Raw genomic sequence first — 17,655 nt, 5'->3', positions numbered from 1 at the left:
CGCGGCCGTGGGCGCCATCGCCAGGATCTGGCGGCCCCCGGGGCTCGACGGCGTGGAGTGCCTGCGCGCCTCGTGGGGCCGCGTGAGCTTCGACCGCCACTTCCACGAGGGCTACGCCCTGGGCGTGATCGAGGACGGGGCTCTGGGATTTAAGTACCTGGGCCGCGACTTGGTCGCCCCGGCCGGGAGCGTGAACATGGTGGTGCCCGGCGAGGTCCACGACGGGCACGCCGCCTCGTCCCGGGGCTGGCGCTACCGCATGTTCTACCTGGACGCGACAGTGGTGGAGAGGGCCTGGGCCGAGCTTTCGGACGGGCGCCCGGGCATGCCCGCCTTCCCGGGCGGCGTCATCGACGACCCCGCCCTGGCCCTGGCCGTGAGGGAGTTGCACACGCGCCTGGACAACGGGCCGACCACGCTTCTGGAGCGTCAGGCCAGGCTCGCCGGGGTGCTCGCGGCCTGGATAGCCCGGCACGCCGAGGGCGGCAGGCCGCTCATGCCGGGCAGCGAACCGGTGGCAGTGCGCCGCGCCCGGGAATTCCTCCACGCCAACGCTTCCCGCCCCGTCCCGCTGGCCGAGCTCTCCGGCGCGGCCGGGCTCTCGGGCTGGCGGCTCACGCGCGAGTTCAGCCGCGTGGTGGGGTTGCCTCCCCACGCCTACCAGGTGCGCCTGCGCGTGGAGCAGGCGCGCGAGCTTCTGGCCGGAGGGGCGAACCCGGCCGAGGCCGCGCTCCGGGCCGGTTTCGCGGACCAGAGCCACCTGACCAGGCACTTCAAGCGTTTGACCGGCTTCACCCCCGCCCGCTATGGCAAGATCGTTCAAGACGCCTGACGCATGGCCGTGGCAAGGCCTCCAGCGAAGACGCAAGGAGGCTTCCCGCCATGAACGGTTCCGTTTCCTCCCGCGCCCGGCCTGCCCGGGCGGGTTCCCCGTCCCAGTCGGCCCCTCTGGCGGACATGGCCCTGGCCATGCTCCTGGTGGGGGCGACCGCCCCGCTCGGCGAGTTGGCCCTGCGCGGCCTGCCGCTCTTTTCCGTGCTCGCCCTGCGCCTGGCCCTGGCCGGGGTTGCGCTTTCGCTGGCGCGCTCCCCGGGACCGGGGGCCGTGCGCCTCACGGCGCGGCATTGGGCGGTGCTTTGCGTGCAGGCCCTGTGCGGGGTGGTGGTGTTCAACGCCGGGATGTGGCTGGGCATGCGCCACGGCGGCGGGGCAGCGGCCGCCGGGGTGTTCACCAGCGCAACGCCCGCGGTCATGGCCGTGCTCGGGGTCTGGGCCTTCGGCGAGAGGCCCACGCTCCGCGTGCTGGCCGGGGTGGGGCTTGTGTGCGCGGGGGTGCTCTTGGCGCGCGGTGTCCACGCGCAGGGGTGGGCGCCCGGCCTGGGGGACGCCCTCCTGGCGGCGGCGGTGGCCGGTGAGGCCGTGTTCCTGCTGGCGCTGAAAATGCTCCCGCCAGGGCTTTCGGCCATGGACGCGGCCCGGCGCGTCACCTGGATTGGCTTCGCGCTGGTGCTGCCGCTGGGCGTGGCGCAGGGCGCGGACGCGCGCTGGGCGGACGTGGACTTGGCGGCCTGGGGGGCCGTGGCCGCGCTCGGCGTGCTGGTGACGGCCGGGGGATACGTGCTGTGGTTCCGCGGCGTGGCACGGGCCAGCGCGGGCAGCGCCGCCGCCGTCACCGGGCTTCTGCCCGTGAGCGCAGTGCTCTGCGCCTGGGCGCTTCTCGGCGAAGCCCCCACGGCGGGGCAGGGGCTGGGCTGCCTGGCCGTGGGGGCGGGGATATGGCTGGCGGCCCGGCGCTAGCCGCCGAAGCTCAGGATGCTCTTGAACCAGGCGAGCAGCCTGTCCGTGAAGATGCCGCAGAACACGCCCACGATCATGGCCGAGCGCCAGTTGATGCCCAGGTTCAGCTTGTGCCACAGCGGCGTGCGCTCGTAGATGCTGAAAAGAGCCAGGGACACTATGACGGTCTTCACGCCTTCCCAGGAAACAGCGTGCGTGCCGAAATCAAGCAAGGCCGAGTAGAGAAGTGCCCAGATGGCTGAGGCGTTGGGCGCGATGTAATACATGTGCTCCGGGGAAGGCCTGGAAAAGCACTGCGTGGCCAGCGCCGTGAAGATGACGATGCAGTTGGCAATGAAGGTGACCGACGATGCGCTCATCTGCCTGGAGATGGTCAGGGTGAAGTATTTGTCGTCTTCGTCGCCGTCCCCGGCTTGCCCGCCCGTGTTGATTCCCCGGACGTCCGTTCCTGCTCCGGGCTCGGTCGCGCCGTCACGGATGGCAGGCGTCTCGGCCGCTGACCGGGCAGGTTCGGGCGGCGGAGGGCTTTCCTGGGGAGTATTTTCCGCTTCCTGGCCGGTCTTGTCCTCGGGCTGGGGCTGCGGTTCTGGTCCCTTGGGTTTTGCGGCGTCCTCTTCGCCTGGAGGTGCGCCTTCGGCGGGGGCGGGGCCGCGTTTGTCAGCCTCCGGTCCCTGCCGGGCGGATGCGTCGCGGTCGGGGGCGAGGTCGAGGAATGAATAGATGCACTCCAGGGTGAATTGCAATTTCACGTCGTTGAGCCACCGTTTCTCCATGTCGACGATGTAGTTGATGCGGGCTGATTTGCCCGGGGAGATGACGATGTTGTCCTTGAGTGCGTTTATCTTGATTTCGATGCTCTTGAGCTGGCTCATGTTCGTTTCAAGCACGGCCATGCAATAAGGATGCTTCGCGTCGGCTGGAATCAGCTTCGAGACCGCCAGGGCCTCCTCGTAGCAGGAGATGAACGGGAACGCTCCCCGGCGCTTGATCACCCGGTCCACGGCCCTGGATATCCTCCCCGACAAGAGCCTCGCCGGGTGCGCCCAGAAGCACCACGTCCTCTGCCTGGGAAGAGTTTCGCGCAGGACCTCCCGGATCTCTCTCTTGCGCTCCTCCGCCAGGTAAGCCAACAGTTCCCGCCCGCCGGGCTCCGGAAGGTCCTGCTTGCCGAGCATCCTCAGGATGACCTCCGACAACGACTCCCTGATGCGCGCGGACTTCTCCTCCAACTCGCGCAGCCGCATGTCCTGCCCGGCCACCAGGGTCAGGCGCTCGCATTGCGAAGGGCTTATGCGTTTGATGCGCAGGGTCCGCTCGTCGTTGTTCTTGATCTCAAGGGCCAGGCAGCTTCTCTCGGAACGGATCTCGAAGTTGAGCTCGCCGAGGGTGAAGGTGACGTCGCCGGACGGGGCGCGCATGATGACTGGCGCGGGATTGGGGAGCGGCGAGCCGAAAAAGCCCTCCTCCTCGCGCTGTTTGTCGTCAGTCTTGGCGGGTGGGTCGGGCTGCTGCTCGTTCGCCATGGCGGTCTCCTGTGATGGCTCAACAGCTTGCCTGGATTTGTCCTGCTTAGCGCATGTTCCTGCCCCGCAGGTCAAGAGGAGTTCGGCGTGATCGGCAGTCGATCCCGCATATAGATTTTTATTTCATGTGCGGATCTGAAGCGGATCATCAGGGATTCCAGAGCAGTTCATCCGAGATACAAAGAAACAAGAAGGCCAAAAGAGGAGAAAAAGAAGGGAAAAATACGTTAAAATAGAGCGCTGGGCAGTCGGGCGCCTGTTCCGGGCGGCCCCCGGCCGTGGGGCGGGTCCGGCCCGGTCAGCCCCTGGCGGCGTGGTGCATGAACACCGGATAGTCGCCCTGGTAGACGTAGCCGCCCGCGTGGCTGAACCTGCTCTTCAGGTCCGCGTGCACCTCGCCGCCGATGGCAGCCCAGCGCTTGCAGAAAGCGTAGTCCTCGGGGAGGTAGTCGCGGGTCTCCGGGTCGATCATGGTGTCGAAGAAGGCGTAGTTGTCGTAGACGTGGTCGTAGTAGGAGACGTAGCTGTAGTTGTAGCGCAGGTCCGGGTAGGCCTGGGCCATGCGCTCGAACACCCCGCGCTTGACGAGCATGAACCTGGTGGAGCCGTACTCCACGCTCACGAACCCGTCGGCGTCCGGGGACGCGCCGGGCTTGAACTTCACCGTGTAGTTGAGCGCGGCGGCCTCGGCCTCGGCCGGGCCCGCCTTGGGGTCCACGGCGCGAAGCTTCCCGGAATCGAGGTGCTTCACGGGGTAGACCCCGCAGACCACGTCCTTGTCCGCGCGCAGGTAGCGCAGGCCCGTGTCCGGCTCGAAGCCGATGTCCGAATCGATGAACAGGAGGTGCGAGTAGCGCTCCTGGCGCATGAACTCGCTCACGATGTGGTTGCGTGCGCGCGTGATCAGGCTCTCGTGGGAGGGCGTCATGATGTCGGCCTCGACCCCGGCGGCGTTGAGCTCGCGGACCATGTTGAAGAGCGAGATCATGTAGCCCGTGGTCACGGTGCCGTTGTAGCACGGGGTCGCGACGAGGATCATGCGGGGCCTCCTTCTGCGCGCGGAAACGTCAATATCCGTCGTCCTCGGGGTTTTCCCCGAACATGGCCCGCTTCACCGGGACGACCTCGTCCCAGATCACGTCCTTCAGTCCCGACGCGGACTGCCGCCTCGGGGTTACGGCCACCTCCCGCTTGCCGCCGCCCTGCGTCACCTCCACGCGCACCACGCCGCCCGAGGCCACGGCCTTGGGCGAGTATGAGGCCAGGAGCGCGGCCGCGTCCTCCACGGCCGGGGCGTCCCAGGCTGCGCCGGGCAGCGGGCGGATGAGCGCCAGCGGGCTCGGGAAGCCCTGCACGTCCATGAGCAGGTCGCCGGGTTCGGCGAGCCCGGCCAGGGCCTCGTTGCCCGCCTGGTCGCGGCCCATGGCCAGCCAGCGCGGCCCGGCCCAGAACTGTCTGCCCACGTTGGCCAGCTCGAAGTCGGCGGCCCGGGGCGGGGCCGCGTGCACGAACACGGGCACGTAGCGCTTGGCGGACTCGAACTCGGTCAGCTTGCAGCCTCCGGCGGGCTGGGGGATTTTCGTGACGCCGAGCTGCCTGGCCAGGGCCATCTGCGGCTTGCGCGAGCGCCCGCCGAAGTTGTGCAGGCGCTCCCGGTCCACGAGCCCGGACTCCTCCATGGGCGTGGGCTTCATGGTCCTGGCGCACAGCGGGCGCAGGAGCACGTTCCGCACGCCCGCGTCGCGGCTGATCACGTCCAGGGCGTCGCGGCGCTGGGACATGGGCCGCTGGCCCTTGACCTCTCCGGTGACGATGAACTTGGCCCCGTAACGGTCGAGGAGCCCCTTGCAGTGCGCGAGCATGAGGATCTTGCAGTCCACGCAGGGGTTCAGGCCCTTGCCCACGCCGTGGGCCGGGCGGGCGAGCATCATGGACACGTAGGGCTCGGACACGTCCACAGGCTCGATGTCCAGGCCGTAGGCCGAGGACCACTCTTCGATCTTGTCCGGGTGGCCGAAAAAGGGGCTGACGAAATGCAGGCAGAGCACGGAGAGCCCCTGCTCCGCGACGGTGCGGGCGGCCAGGATGGAGTCCAGGCCGCCCGAGAACATGGCCAGGGCGTCGTAGCGTTTCATGCGGGTACGGAAGGCTCCTTGGGTGAGCGCGGCCCGGCGGGGCCGCTACGTGGGCCGTTCCTACCAGCGAAGCGCGCAAAAGGCGATACTACGGTTGGCGCGCCTTGAGCAGGTCGCGGATCTCGGTGAGCAGGACGACTTCCGGCGGCGTGGGCGCCGGGCCCGCCTCCTCCTCCGGCTTCTCGATCCTGCGCCTGAGCGCGTTCACGCCCTTGACCATGAGGAAGATGGCGAAGGCCACGATGGTGAAGTCCACCATGGTCTGGATGAAGTTGCCGTAGTTGAGCGTGGCCCCCTTCATGCCCTCGATGGGCGGCGCGAGGTTGAGCTTCAGGCTGGTGAAGTCCACCCCGCCGAGGATCATGCCGATGGGCGGCATGATCACGTCCGCCACCAGCGAGGACACGATCTTGCCGAAGGCCGCGCCGATGATCACGCCCACGGCCAGGTCCATCACGTTGCCTTTGACGGCGAATTCCCTGAATTCCTTCAAGAAGCTCATGGCGTCCACCTCCCCTGATTTTGCCGGGAGCGTACCCCCCCTTGCCCCTCGTGGCAAGAAACCGCGCGAAAAAACGCGCCGCGCGGCCCGGGAAATGGCCGTTGCCGGGCGCGTGGGCATTTGCTATGCCCCTTGGGCATTTCCCATTTCGTCATTTCAAGGATGCGACCATGGCCAAGAAATCCGCCGCCTCTCCCCAGGACGCCCGCCTCGAAGCGCTGACCACCGCGCTGACCACCATCGAACGCAAGTACGGCCAAGGCTCGGTCATGCGCCTGGACGAGGAGACCCACGCCGCCATCCCGGCCATCCCCACGGGCTCCATCGGCGTGGACCTGGCCCTGGGCATCGGGGGCATCCCCAAGGGCCGCGTCACCGAAATTTTCGGCCCCGAGTCCTCGGGCAAGACCACCCTGGCCCTGCACATCATCGCCGAATCCCAGAAGCGCGGCGGCACGGCGGCCTTCATCGACGCCGAGCACGCCCTGGACGTGAACTACGCCAAGCGCCTGGGCGTGAAGACCGACGAACTGCTCATCTCCCAGCCCGACTACGGCGAGCAGGCCCTGGACATCGCGGACCTGCTGGTGCGCTCCGGCGCGGTGGACGTGGTGGTCATCGACTCCGTGGCCGCGCTGATCCCCCAGTCCGAACTCGAGGGCGAGATGGGCGAGACCCAGGTGGGCTCCCAGGCCAGGCTCATGAGCCACGCCCTGCGCAAGCTCACCGGCACCATCCACAAGTCCCAGACCGCCGTGATCTTCATCAACCAGATCCGCATGAAGATCGGCCAGACCGGCTACGGCAACCCCGAGACCACCACGGGCGGCCACGCGCTCAAGTTCTACGCCTCGGTGCGCATGGACATCCGCAAGATCCAGACCCTCAAGGACAAGGAAGAGGTCTACGGGTCGCGCTGCCGGGTGAAGGCGGTCAAGAACAAGGTGGCCCCCCCCTTCCGCGAGGCCCAGTTCGACATACTTTACGGAACGGGCATCTCCCGCGAGGGCGAGCTCATCGACATGGGCGTGGAGATGAACATCGTGGACAAGTCCGGCGCGTGGTTCGCCTACGGCTCCGAGCGCCTGGGCCAGGGCAAGGAGAACGTGCGCGAATTCCTGCGCGAGCACCCCGAGATCCGCCAGCAGATCGAGGACAAGATCCACGAGCACCTCGGCTTCAAGGAAGCCCCCGCTCCGCAGGCCGAATAACCAGGGGGGAAGCCCCCGCGCGCCCGCGAAGGGCAGCGCGAACACGGACGGACCAGCTGTCGAGAGGAAGTCCCCCAGGGGCCTTCCTCTCGTAATTCTTGAGGAGACATCGTGATAACCGCCACCGAAATCCGCCGCAAATTCCTTGATTACTTCGTCGCCAACGGCCACGCCGAGGTTTCGAGCTCTTCCCTCGTGCCCCGCGAGGACCCCTCGCTTCTCTTCACCAACGCGGGCATGGTGCAGTTCAAGAAGGTCTTTCTCGGCCAGGAGAAGCGCGACTACTCCCGCGCCGTGACCTCGCAGAAGTGCCTGCGCGTGGGCGGCAAGCACAACGACCTGGAGAACGTGGGCCGCACCGCGCGCCACCACACCTTCTTCGAGATGCTGGGCAACTTCTCCTTCGGCGACTACTTCAAGGAAGAGGCCATCCGGCTGGCCTGGGGCTTTCTGACCGATGAGCTTAAGCTCCCCAAGGACAAGCTCTACGCCACGGTGTTCCGCGACGACGACGAGGCCATCGAGCTGTGGAAGAAGGTCGCGGACCTGCCCGCCGAGCGCATCTTCCGCCTGGGCGAGAAGGACAACTTCTGGTCCATGGGCGACACCGGCCCCTGCGGCCCCTGCTCCGAGATCCTCATCGACCAGGGCGAGCACATGTCCTGCGGGCCTGACTGCGGCATCGGCAAGTGCGACTGCGACCGCTTCCTGGAGATCTGGAACCTCGTGTTCATGCAGTACGACCAGATCGAGCCCGGCAACCGCGTGCCCCTGCCCAGGCCCTCCATCGACACGGGCATGGGCCTGGAGCGCGTCTCGGGCGTGTGCCAGGGCGTGTACTCCAACTTCGACTCCGACCTCTTCACCCCGATCATCGAGGCCACGGCCAGGCTCGCCGGGGTCAAGTACCGCCAGGACGAGGAGACCGACACGGCCCTTCGCGTCATCGCGGACCACAGCCGCTCCATGGTCTTTCTCATCGCGGACTCCATCCTGCCCTCCAACGAGGGGAGGGGCTACGTGCTGCGCAGGCTCATCCGCCGGGCCTTCCGCTTCGGGCGCCTCATGGGCCTCAAGGACCCCTTCCTGCACCGGGTCTGCCCCGTGGTGGTGGAGGTCATGGGCGTGCAGTACCCCGAGATCGTCAGCGGCATGGACTTCATGACCCGCGTGGTGCGCGAGGAGGAGGAGCGCTTCTCCGACACCCTGGACAAGGGCCTGGAGATTCTGGAGGCCGAGATGACCGCCTGCGCCGACACCCGCGTGATCACGGGCGAGGCCGCGTTCAAGCTCTACGACACCTACGGCTTCCCCCTGGACATCATCACCGACGTGGCGGGCAAGCAGGGCTTCACCGTGGACGAGGACGGCTACAAGGCCTGCATGGCCGAGCAGAAGGCCAGGGCCAAGAAGGCCTGGAAGGGCTCGGGCGAGTCCGACATCGCGGGCCAGTTCAAGAAGCTCCTGGAAACGGGCGTGAAGTCGCGCTTCGTGGGCTACGACCAGGTCTTCGCCGAGTCGCGCGTGATCGCGCTTCTGGGCGAGGACGGCCTGCCGCGCGAGCGCCTGGTGCAGGGCGAGGGCGGCTACGCCGTGTTCGCCGTGACCCCGTTCTACGGCGAGTCCGGCGGCCAGGCCGGCGACCGGGGCTCGGTGGAGACCATGACCGGCTCCGCCGACGTGCTGGATTCGCTTCGCCCCAGCCCCGAGCTGACCACGCACAGGGTCTTCGTCAACGAGGGTGAGCTGCTCCTGGACCAGGAAGCCAGGCTCAACGTGGACGAGGAGCTGCGCCTGGCCTCGGCGCGCAACCACACCGCCACGCACCTCCTGCACGCGGCCCTGCGCAACGTGCTGGGAGACCACGTGAAGCAGGCCGGCTCGCTGGTCTCGCCCGAGCGCCTGCGCTTCGACTTCACGCACATCTCTCAGCTCTCGGCCGAGGAGACCGCGCGCATCGAGGAGGAGGTCAACCGGGCCATCCTCTCCGACATCGGCGTGGAGAGCGAGGTCATGGCCTACGGCGACGCCCAGGCCAAGGGGGCCATGGCGCTCTTCGGCGAGAAGTACGGCGACGAGGTCCGCGTGGTGGCCGTGCCCGGCGTCTCGGCCGAGCTCTGCGGCGGCACGCACCTCTCGGCCACGGGCCAGGCGGGCGGGTTCTCCATCGTGTCCGAGTCCGGCGTGGCCGCCGGTGTGCGGCGCATCGAGGCCGTGACCGGCTGGAACCTGCTTTCCGACTACCAGAAGGCCAGGAAGGAGCTGGAAGAGGCGGCCGCCGTGCTGCGCGCGCGCCCAGGCGAATTGGCCGAGAAGCTGAAGGCCCTCCAGGCCCAGGTCAAGGCGCTCTCCAAGGACAAGGAGCAGCTCCAGGCCAAGCTGGCCTCGGGCCAGGGCCGGGACATGATGGACGGCCTGGCCGAGGTGAACGGCGTTAAGGTGCTGACCATGCGCGTGGACGGGGCCAACGTGAAGACGCTTCGCGACACCATGGACGACGTCCGCTCCAAGCTGCCCTCGGGCGTGGCCTGCCTCTGCGGCCAGGGCGAGGACGGCAAGGTGGCGCTCATCCTCTACGTGAGCAAGGACCTGCACGGCAAATTCACGGCCCAGAGCCTGATCAAGGACGTGGCCGCCCTGGTGGGCGGCTCGGGCGGCGGCAGGCCGGACATGGCCCAGGCCGGGGGCACCGACCCCTCGGGCATCGACGCGGCCCTGGCCAAGGTCAAGGAACTGGTGGAGAAGGCGTAGGACGCCTTCCCCGGGACGGTTCAGATGCGCGTGCTGCTGCCCAGGCAGTTCGACCTGTCCACGGTCGTGCCGTTTCTCGGGGAGTTTCTCCTTGATGACGGCACGCCCCGGGGCAGGGAGGTCGTCTTCGACTTCAGCGGGTTGCGGTTCGTCAGGCCCGAAGCGGTCACGGCGTTCGCCAATGCCGTCAGATATCTTGTGTCCCACGGCTGTTCAGTGGCCTTCGAGGGTGTGCGTGTGGATGCCTCCACTCCTCAGAAAGACCCACTGAAATACCTGGACGATTGCGCATTTTTCGAGGTGATCTTCGGGCGCAAGATATTCGAGGGTTCGCATTGCAGGAGCACGTCGCTGCCCCTGACGGTCATAAGCACGACGCGCTATTACCCGTGGATCATGAACAAGGTCATCCCCTGGCTCGACAGCAACGCCGGGATCGACATCAGGCGGCAGCTTCCGGAATTTTCGGCCTGTCTGGACGAGGTCTTCAACAACATCATCGACCACACGGGCCTGGAAGCGGCCTCGGTCCACATGCAGTTTTACCCGGCGGAACACGAGGTGTTCATGGCCGTGGCCGACTTCGGAGTCGGCATACCGGCGAACATCCGCAAGATAGCGGGGTACGGGTCCCTCTCTGACGGGGAGTGCCTGGAGCAAGCCATCAAGCACGGCGTATCGTCGAAGACGACCCCCCGGAACAGGGGGGCCGGGCTGGACACCCTGCTGCAAAACGTTATTGTCCATAACAAGGGCAGAGTGCGCATTCTTTCGCTCCGGGGCCTGTTGACGGCAAACCCGGCCGGGGAGGGGATGTCGCACGCGATAGCGGAGAACCGGCAGCCTTACCCAGGCACGCTCATCCTGATGACGTTGCGCACCGACACCATCGGGCCTCCGGATGAAGAGGAGGAGGTCTTCTCATGGGATTGATCAAAGTACTGGACATCGTGGACCAGTGTTCGTCCTACGACAATGGGGTCACGCTTCACGCCTTGCTCCGGCAAAAACTCGCGGCAGGGGAGAAGATGGCGTTGTCCTTCGAGGGCGTCAGCACCGTTTCGACATCGTTCGTGAATGCCGCCCTGATCGAACTGCTCGAAGAGTTCCCCTTCGAGTCGATAAAGGCCGGACTGACGTTCACGGAAACGAACAGGCTCATCAACGACACCATCAAGCGCCGCTTCGCCTTCGAGGTCCAACGCCAGAAGCAGGCCGTCGCCTGATCGGATTCCACGGTTCCATTTCTCGCGGATCGTGCTAACATGAGCCGGAGCGCGCCCCTCGCAGGGTCCGCTCCGGCTTTTTCATTCGCAACGCGTTTCAGTCAGGAGGTGCGTTCATGGCCGTCAAGACACTCGTTCCCAACCTCATGGTGGAGGATGTCTCCCGTTCGGCCCGGTTCTGGTCCGGGCTTCTGGGCTTCCGCGTGAACATGTGCGTGGACGCCGCCAAGGGCTTCCACCAGGAGCCGCCCGAAGGGGCCGAACTCATCTGGGCGCAGTTCATGGAGGGCAACGCCGAGGTCATGGTCCAGCGCCGCGACAGCGTGGCCGAGGAGCTGCCCGCCTTCGCGGGCAAGCCCACGGGCGGAAGCTTCACCGTCTACGTCATGGTGGACGACCTGGACGCGAGGCTTGAGAGCCTCAAGGGCAAGGTCACCGTGGTCAAGGACTCGCACGTCACCTTCTACGGCATGCGCGAGTGGTACATCCAGGACCCGGACGGCTACGTGGTCTGCCTGGCCCAGCCCGCCGAATAACAGGGCGGCCCGCCCGGACCGCTCCCCCGCCTCCGGGCGGGCCGCACTTGCCCGCGCCGTCCGCCAAGGGTATGGACGTGCTTCCCAACTTCCAGAAGGAGCGCACGCCATGTCCCTGTCCTCGACCCTCTACGCCAAGGCCCAGACCATCATCCCCGGCGGGGTGAACTCGCCCATCCGCGCCTGCCGGGCCGTGGAGTCCGAACCGCTGTTCATCGACAGGGCCATGGGCTCCAAGATCTACGACGTGGACGGCAGGCAGTACGTGGACTACGTCATGAGCTGGGGCCCCATGCTGCTCGGCCACTCGCACCCGCGCGTGCACGAGGCGGCCCACGCCGCCCTGGACAAGGGCTCGAGCTTCGGCGCTCCCTGCCCGGCCGAGGTGGACCTGGCCGCCAAGATCGTCGAGATCATGCCCTCCATCGAGATGGTGCGCATGGTCAACTCCGGCACGGAGGCCACCATGTCCGCCCTGCGCCTGGCGCGCGGCTTCACCGGGCGCGACTGCGTGATCAAGTTCGACGGCTGCTACCACGGCCACGCCGACGCCTTCCTGGCCGCGGCCGGGTCCGGCGTCGCCGTGCAGGCCGCGCCGGGCACCCCCGGCGTCCCGGCCGCCACCGTGGCCCACACCATCGTGCTGCCCTACAACGACATCGAGGCCGTGCGCGAGGCCTTCAAGGCGCGCGGCAAGGAGATCGCGGCCATCATCGTGGAGCCCGCCCCGGGCAACATGGGCCTGGTGCTGCCCAGGCCCGGCTTCCTGGAAGGGCTGCGCAAGGTCTGCGACGAGTACGGGGCGGTGCTCATCTTCGACGAGGTGATCACGGGCTTTCGCTGGAGCCTGGGCGGGGCGCAGGCGCGCTACGGCGTGCGTCCGGACCTGACGACGCTCGGCAAGATCATCGGCGCGGGCTTCCCCGTGGGGGCCTACGGCGGACGCCGCGACATCATGGAGAAGCTCTCGCCCTGCGGCCCGGTGTTCCAGGCGGGCACGCTCTCGGGCAACCCCGTGGCCATGGCCGCCGGGCTCGCCAACCTTTTGGAGCTCGAAAAGCAGGACTACGCGTATCTCGAGGCCCGCACCGGGGAACTCGCGCGCGAACTCGCCGCCGTCATCCGCTCCAAGGGCGTGCCCGTGCAGCTCAACCACGTGGGCTCGGCCTTCACCATGTACTTCACGGACATCCCCGTGGAGGACATGGCCGCGGCGCGCACCTCCAACGGCAAGGTCTACACCGCGCTCTACAAGCAGATGCGCGAGCGCGGCATCTACCTGGCGTCGCTCGGCTACGAGTGCTCGTTCACCTCGTTCGCGCACTCGGCCGCCGACTTCGAGCTGACCCTGGAAGCCGCCAAGGCGTGCGTGTTCTAGGGATGCGGGATTGCTTTTTTCCCCAGGTGGGCTAAGCGCAAGATCATGACGAAGCCTTTGAACGACAGCCTCGCCGCCCTGTGCGCACGCCACGGCGTGGCCGAGCTCTACGCCTTCGGCAGCCGCGCGGGCGATACCGTCGCGCGGCTGAGGGGCGGCCAGGCCCATGCCGGACCAGCCGGGTCGGACGTGGACGTGGGCGTGCGCTTCACGCGCGAGGCTGTGGCCCCCGATGCGCTTGAGCGCCTGGACTCCCTCGTGTCCCTCTCGGGCGAACTGGAGGGCCTCCTGGGGCTCGGCCGGGTCGACCTGGTGGATGCGGCCTCGGCCGACCCGTTCGTGGCCGCCGACATCGTTCGCGGCGAACTGCTCTGGTGCCGCGACGCCGCGGATCAGGCGGAGTTCGAGCTCTATGTGCTTCGGCGCGCGGGCGATCTGGCCTGGTTCAAACGCCGGGAAATGGGGAGCATCCTCTTCGGGGAGGCCCTGTGAGCCCCGGGCGCATCCAGGGCAAGGTGGCCGCCGCCAAGGCGGGCTGGGTGCGCGCCATGCTGGAGGGCGTGCGGGCCTTGCCCCTGCGCGAGCGGGAGAGTTTCGCGGCCGATGCGCGCAATCTGGCGGCTGCCGAGTCCTACCTCCGCAGGGCGCTGGAGGCGCTTCTGGATCTGGGCAGGCACGTGCTGGCCAAGGGGTTCGGCAAGGCTCCCAGCGAGTACAGGCAGATAGCGGAAGAGCTGGTCCTGGCCGGAGTGCTGGACGCGAGGCTCGGCGAAACCCTGGCCAGGATGGCCGGATACCGTAACCGCATGGTCCACCTCTACAACGAGGTGGGGGGCGAGGAGTTGCGCCTGATCTGCCTGGAGCGCCTGGACGAGGTGGAGGAAGTGCTCGCGGCGCTTCTCGACTGGATCGGGGCCAACCGGGACAGAGTGGACGAAGGCCTGTAAGGCCGTGGCGAGCCAAACCCCCGCCGTGGAACATCCGAAGCCGTGAAGCATACCGCCGTCTACGCCCTGACCCCGCAGGGGGCCAGGCTGGCGCGCGCCCTGGCCGCCGAGCTTCGGGCGCGGCTGTACCTGCCGCGCAAGCTGGCAGCGCAAGGCGAGCAGGCCTTCGATTCGCTGCCCGCGCTGGTGGCGGAGGTCTTCCACGCCCACTCCGGCCACGTGTTCGTGGCCGCCTGCGGCATCGTGGTGCGGGCAATCGCCCCGCACCTCAAGGGCAAGGCGCGGGACCCGGCCGTGGTGGCCATGGACCAGAACGGCCGCCACGCCGTGAGCCTTCTCTCCGGCCACCTGGGCGGGGCCAACGACCTGGCCCGCCGCGCGGCCGCGCTGAGCGGCGGCGAGGCCGTGATCACCACGGCCACGGACACCGCCGGGCTGCCCTCGCTGGACATGCTCGCGCGCGACAGCGGGCTGGCCATCGAGAACCTGGACGCGGTGAAGGACGCCAACTCCGGGCTCCTTGCCGGGGTCATGGTGCAGGTGTTCGACCCGGAGCAGCGCCTGGGCGTGCCCGCCAGCCACTGCGAGCGCTTCGAGTGGGTGTCCGCCCCGCACCATCTGGACCCGCAAAGCCCCTGCGTGGCCGTGTCCTGGCGGGAGACGCCCGTGCCCGAGCGGTGCCTGAGGCTCCGGCCCCGGGTGGTGGTGGCCGGGGTGGGCTGCCGCAAGGGGGCGGGGGCCGCCGAGATCGTTCAGGCCGTGCGCGAGGCCTGCGCCGTTAAGTCCGTCTCGCCCTCGAGCCTCGCGGCCCTGGCCAGCATCGACGCCAAGCGCGGCGAGCCCGGGCTCGTCCAGGCCGCCTCCGAGCTCCACGCGGAACTCGTCTTTTTCACAGCGGAGCAACTGCGCCGCGCGGCCGTGGAAAACCCCTCGGCCATGGTCCTCAAGCACATGGGAGTCGAAAGCGTATGCGAGGCAGCCGCAATGCTGGCCAGCGGATCGGAGAAGCTGCTTTTGCCCAAGGTGAAGTCGCGACGGGTCACGGTGGCCCTGGCCCTGGCAGGCTGACCGTCGTGGGCCTCGGGCCCGGCGACGCGGCCCTCACCGCGCCCCTGGCCTCGAACGCCCTGGCCCGCGCCGGGGCGGTTGCGGGCTATTCCACCTACCTGGACCTTGTCCCCCCGGAGCTTCTCGCGGGCAAGCGCGTCATCTCCACGGGCATGATGGGCGAGGTGGAGCGCTGCTCCAAGGCCATCGACACGGCCCTCGAGGGTCTGGACACCGTGGTGGTTTCGGGCGGGGACGCGGGCGTGTACGGCATGGCCGGGCTGGTGCTCGAGCTTCTGGAGGCGCGCGGGCTCCTGGACGCCGTCGAGTTCGAGGTGGTCCCGGGCATTCCGGCGCTCACGGGCGCGGCGGCGCTCCTCGGCGCGCCCCTCACCCACGACTTCGCCTGCGTGAGCCTGTCGGACCTGCTCACGCCCTGGGAGGTCATAGAGAAGCGCCTCGAGGCGGCGGCCTCGGCGGATTTCGTGCTCGCGCTCTACAACCCGCGCTCGCGCAGGCGCTCCGGGCTTTTGGCCCGGGCACTGGAGATCGTCTCGGCGCACCGCGCGCCGGACACGCCCGTGGGCGTGGTGCGCCAGGCCTGGCGCGAGGGCCAGGCCGTGTCCACCGCCACCCTCGCCACGGCCGACCCCGAGGCCGTGGACATGCTCACCATCCTCATCATCGGAAATTCACAGACGCGATTTGCGGGAAACCGGATGCTCACCCCCCGGGGATACGCGAAAAAGTACTCCATGGGCGGCTAGAACCGGATTTGTCTCGGCCGCGCCTTGACACGGGCTTCTTTCTGACAGTAGTAGCTATGTGAATTTTTTCATTCAACATTTTTGGTGAGGAGGTTGGTGGGATGAAGAAACCGTTTTTTGTCACCGTGATGGCCGCCCTGTTGGTGGGCGCGTTCTGTCTGCCCAGCCTGTGGGCCGTGGACGCTCCCAAGGGCACGATGGAGCTCAAGGTGCCCGCCGGGGCCACCGCGACCAAGGCTCCCGTGAAGTTCAGCCATGAAGGCCCGGGCCACAAGCCCGCGGACTGCAAGGCCTGCCATCACAAGGAAGGGGCTGATTACAAGTGCTCCAACAAGGGCTGCCACGACAACGTCGACCCGGCCGACAAGACCAGCGACAAGAGCTTCTACATGGCCTTCCACAAGGGCGATTCCACCAAGAGCTGCGTGGGTTGCCACAAGAAGGCCAAGGAAGGCGGCAAGAACGCGCCCATCGCGTGCAACGCCTGCCATCCCGCTGCCCAGTAAGCATCCGCGAAGCGCGGAGGGCCTAGGCCCTCCGCGCCCTTTCCCCGCCTCGTGGAGGGCGACATGGCCGACACTCCCAAAGACATCATCGAGCTGACCGACATCATCGAGCAAGGGCCCGGAGTCCCGGATGCGCACGGCGCGAGCGTCGATCTGAGCTTCGAGAGGGAGCTGGAGGACCTTTTCGCCGACACCCCCGGCGATCAGCCCGCCGCGTCCCCCTCGGACGGCCTGCCCGGCCTGGACGACCTGCACCTGCCCGATCACGAGGGCAAGGAGGGCGGCGAGGGCGACATCGACCTGGACGGCCTGGACGCGCTCCTGGCCGAGGCCGAGAAGGCCGAGCCGGGAAGCCTGAACCTGCCGGAACTCCCCGACGATTTTCTCGACCAGCCCGTCCCGGGGCTGGGCGAACCCGATGACGGCCTCTCCTTCGACGACGCCCTGGCCGCCACCGCCGCCACAGCCGGAGCGGGCTTGGCCGCCGCGGCGGTGGCCACGGCCGGGAGCGCGGAAGCCCCGGGGCACGCCATGCAGGCCTTGAACGCCCGGCTCGACCTGCTCGAGGAGAAGCTGACCGCCATGGGCGGCACGCTCGAAACCTCCTTCAGGTCCGTGCTGGACGAGGCCCTGGCCGCGTTCAAGGCCGAGCTGCCCGCGCCGCAGCCCTCGCTGGCGGCCGCCGACGTGGAGGCCATAGTGGACTCCCGCCTGGACGCCTTCAGGGCGGAGCTGCCCGAACCCGCCCCGTCGCTCGCCTCATCCGACGTGGAGGCCATGATGGAAGCACGGCTGGAGTCGTTCAAGTCCGAGCTTCCGGCTGCGGCCGAGGCCCCCGAGTTCGACGAGCTGGCCCTTGTGGAGCGCATCCGCACGGACGTGCTGGCCGCGCTGCCCGCGTCCGCCCCGTCCCTTGACGAGGCCGCCGTGGCGGCGCTTGTGGACGAGCGTCTGGAGGCCTTCAGGTCCGGGCTTCCAGCCCCGGCCGAGGCCCCCGAGTTCGACGAGCTGGCCCTTGTGGAGCGCATCCGCACGGACGTGCTGGCCGCGCTGCCCGCGTCCGCTCCGTCCCTGGACGAGGCCGCCGTGACGGCGCTTGTGGACGAGCGCCTGGAGGCCTTCAAGTCCGGGCTTCCGGCCCCGGCCGAAGCGCCCGCCCCGGACCTCTCCGGGCTCGCCACCCGCGAGGAGCTGGACGCCCTGCGCCAGGAGCTCCTGGAAGAGGTCCGCAAGGCCGTTCCCGCCGCAGCAGCCAAGATCATCCGCGAGGAGATCCAGGCCCTCGTGCGGGACATGGACTAGGCAGGCTTCCAAAACCCCGACCCGTCC

General features: G+C 68.2%; 18 protein-coding genes. 14 read left to right on the top strand and 4 right to left on the bottom strand.

The genetic code is table 11. The features are described from left to right. The first annotated feature begins 7 nt into the window (after nt 1-7). The gene (locus ACZ5V4_RS09145) at nt 8-832 is read left to right on the top strand and encodes an AraC family transcriptional regulator (RefSeq protein ID WP_464314542.1); all 825 of its coding nucleotides are present in this window, start codon (nt 8-10) and stop codon (nt 830-832) included. 50 nt (nt 833-882) lie between these two features. Further along, a complete protein-coding gene (locus ACZ5V4_RS09140) occupies nt 883-1,797 on the top strand; it encodes a DMT family transporter (protein ID WP_464314541.1) in 915 nt (304 codons plus the stop codon). On the opposite strand, the gene ACZ5V4_RS09135 is transcribed toward ACZ5V4_RS09140, so the two are convergent. The 4 genes from ACZ5V4_RS09135 to mscL all read right to left on the bottom strand — a co-directional run bounded on the left by ACZ5V4_RS09135 (nt 1,794) and on the right by mscL (nt 5,957). Beyond that, a complete protein-coding gene (locus ACZ5V4_RS09135; protein WP_464314540.1) occupies nt 1,794-3,320 on the bottom strand; it encodes a hypothetical protein in 1,527 nt (508 codons plus the stop codon). The two genes, ACZ5V4_RS09140 and ACZ5V4_RS09135, sit on opposite strands and share 4 nt — an antisense overlap. Nucleotides 3,321-3,618: 298 nt before the next feature. After that, nucleotides 3,619-4,359, bottom strand: coding sequence for a hypothetical protein (locus tag ACZ5V4_RS09130; RefSeq protein ID WP_464314539.1), 741 nt, complete (start codon nt 4,357-4,359; stop codon nt 3,619-3,621). 28 nt (nt 4,360-4,387) lie between these two features. After that, nucleotides 4,388-5,455 (bottom strand): adenine nucleotide alpha hydrolase family protein, encoded by a 1,068-nt coding sequence (locus tag ACZ5V4_RS09125; RefSeq protein ID WP_464314538.1) that lies wholly within the window; start codon nt 5,453-5,455, stop codon nt 4,388-4,390. 88 nt (nt 5,456-5,543) lie between these two features. Further along, nucleotides 5,544-5,957 (bottom strand): large-conductance mechanosensitive channel protein MscL, encoded by a 414-nt coding sequence (gene mscL, locus ACZ5V4_RS09120; RefSeq protein ID WP_464314537.1) that lies wholly within the window; start codon nt 5,955-5,957, stop codon nt 5,544-5,546. A gap of 170 nt (nt 5,958-6,127) precedes the next feature. Here mscL and recA point away from each other — a divergent pair, with 170 nt between their 5' ends. The 12 genes from recA to ACZ5V4_RS09060 all read left to right on the top strand — a co-directional run bounded on the left by recA (nt 6,128) and on the right by ACZ5V4_RS09060 (nt 17,628). After that, complete coding sequence (recA, locus tag ACZ5V4_RS09115) at nt 6,128-7,168, top strand: recombinase RecA (protein WP_464314536.1); 1,041 nt, start codon at nt 6,128-6,130, stop codon at nt 7,166-7,168. 111 nt (nt 7,169-7,279) lie between these two features. Then, a complete protein-coding gene (alaS, locus tag ACZ5V4_RS09110) occupies nt 7,280-9,919 on the top strand; it encodes an alanine--tRNA ligase (protein ID WP_464314535.1) in 2,640 nt (879 codons plus the stop codon). A gap of 24 nt (nt 9,920-9,943) precedes the next feature. Further along, nucleotides 9,944-10,852, top strand: coding sequence for a hypothetical protein (locus ACZ5V4_RS09105; protein WP_464314534.1), 909 nt, complete (start codon nt 9,944-9,946; stop codon nt 10,850-10,852). After that, nucleotides 10,843-11,145, top strand: coding sequence for an STAS-like domain-containing protein (locus tag ACZ5V4_RS09100; protein ID WP_464314533.1), 303 nt, complete (start codon nt 10,843-10,845; stop codon nt 11,143-11,145). The genes ACZ5V4_RS09105 and ACZ5V4_RS09100 overlap by 10 nt, the downstream gene beginning before the upstream one ends. Nucleotides 11,146-11,261: 116 nt before the next feature. Continuing rightward, nucleotides 11,262-11,681 carry a VOC family protein gene (locus tag ACZ5V4_RS09095; RefSeq protein ID WP_464314532.1) on the top strand — a complete coding sequence of 140 codons (420 nt, stop codon included), beginning with the start codon at nt 11,262-11,264 and terminating at the stop codon, nt 11,679-11,681. 109 nt (nt 11,682-11,790) lie between these two features. Further along, the gene (gene hemL / locus ACZ5V4_RS09090) at nt 11,791-13,059 is read left to right on the top strand and encodes a glutamate-1-semialdehyde 2,1-aminomutase (protein WP_464314531.1); all 1,269 of its coding nucleotides are present in this window, start codon (nt 11,791-11,793) and stop codon (nt 13,057-13,059) included. A gap of 45 nt (nt 13,060-13,104) precedes the next feature. Next, the gene (locus ACZ5V4_RS09085) at nt 13,105-13,551 is read left to right on the top strand and encodes a hypothetical protein (protein ID WP_464314530.1); all 447 of its coding nucleotides are present in this window, start codon (nt 13,105-13,107) and stop codon (nt 13,549-13,551) included. Further along, nucleotides 13,548-14,006 (top strand): type VII toxin-antitoxin system HepT family RNase toxin, encoded by a 459-nt coding sequence (gene hepT, locus ACZ5V4_RS09080; RefSeq protein ID WP_464314529.1) that lies wholly within the window; start codon nt 13,548-13,550, stop codon nt 14,004-14,006. Before ACZ5V4_RS09085 ends, hepT begins: the two co-directional genes overlap by 4 nt. 42 nt (nt 14,007-14,048) lie before the next feature. Continuing rightward, the gene (locus tag ACZ5V4_RS09075) at nt 14,049-15,074 is read left to right on the top strand and encodes a cobalt-precorrin 5A hydrolase (RefSeq protein WP_464314528.1); all 1,026 of its coding nucleotides are present in this window, start codon (nt 14,049-14,051) and stop codon (nt 15,072-15,074) included. A 5-nt stretch (nt 15,075-15,079) separates the two neighbouring features. Continuing rightward, nucleotides 15,080-15,820 (top strand): precorrin-3B C(17)-methyltransferase, encoded by a 741-nt coding sequence (gene cobJ, locus ACZ5V4_RS09070; protein ID WP_464314527.1) that lies wholly within the window; start codon nt 15,080-15,082, stop codon nt 15,818-15,820. A 101-nt stretch (nt 15,821-15,921) separates the two neighbouring features. Next, nucleotides 15,922-16,326: a cytochrome c3 family protein gene (locus ACZ5V4_RS09065; protein WP_464314526.1), complete on the top strand. Its 405-nt coding sequence runs from the start codon at nt 15,922-15,924 to the stop codon at nt 16,324-16,326. 63 nt (nt 16,327-16,389) lie between these two features. Further along, nucleotides 16,390-17,628, top strand: coding sequence for a hypothetical protein (locus tag ACZ5V4_RS09060; RefSeq protein WP_464314525.1), 1,239 nt, complete (start codon nt 16,390-16,392; stop codon nt 17,626-17,628). The last annotated feature ends 27 nt before the right edge of the window (nt 17,629-17,655 follow it).

The sequence above is a fragment of the Fundidesulfovibrio sp. YSD1 genome, from assembly GCF_055397115.1.
Note: the sequence above shows the minus strand (reverse complement) of the source record. Positions and strands in the feature narration are given on the sequence as shown.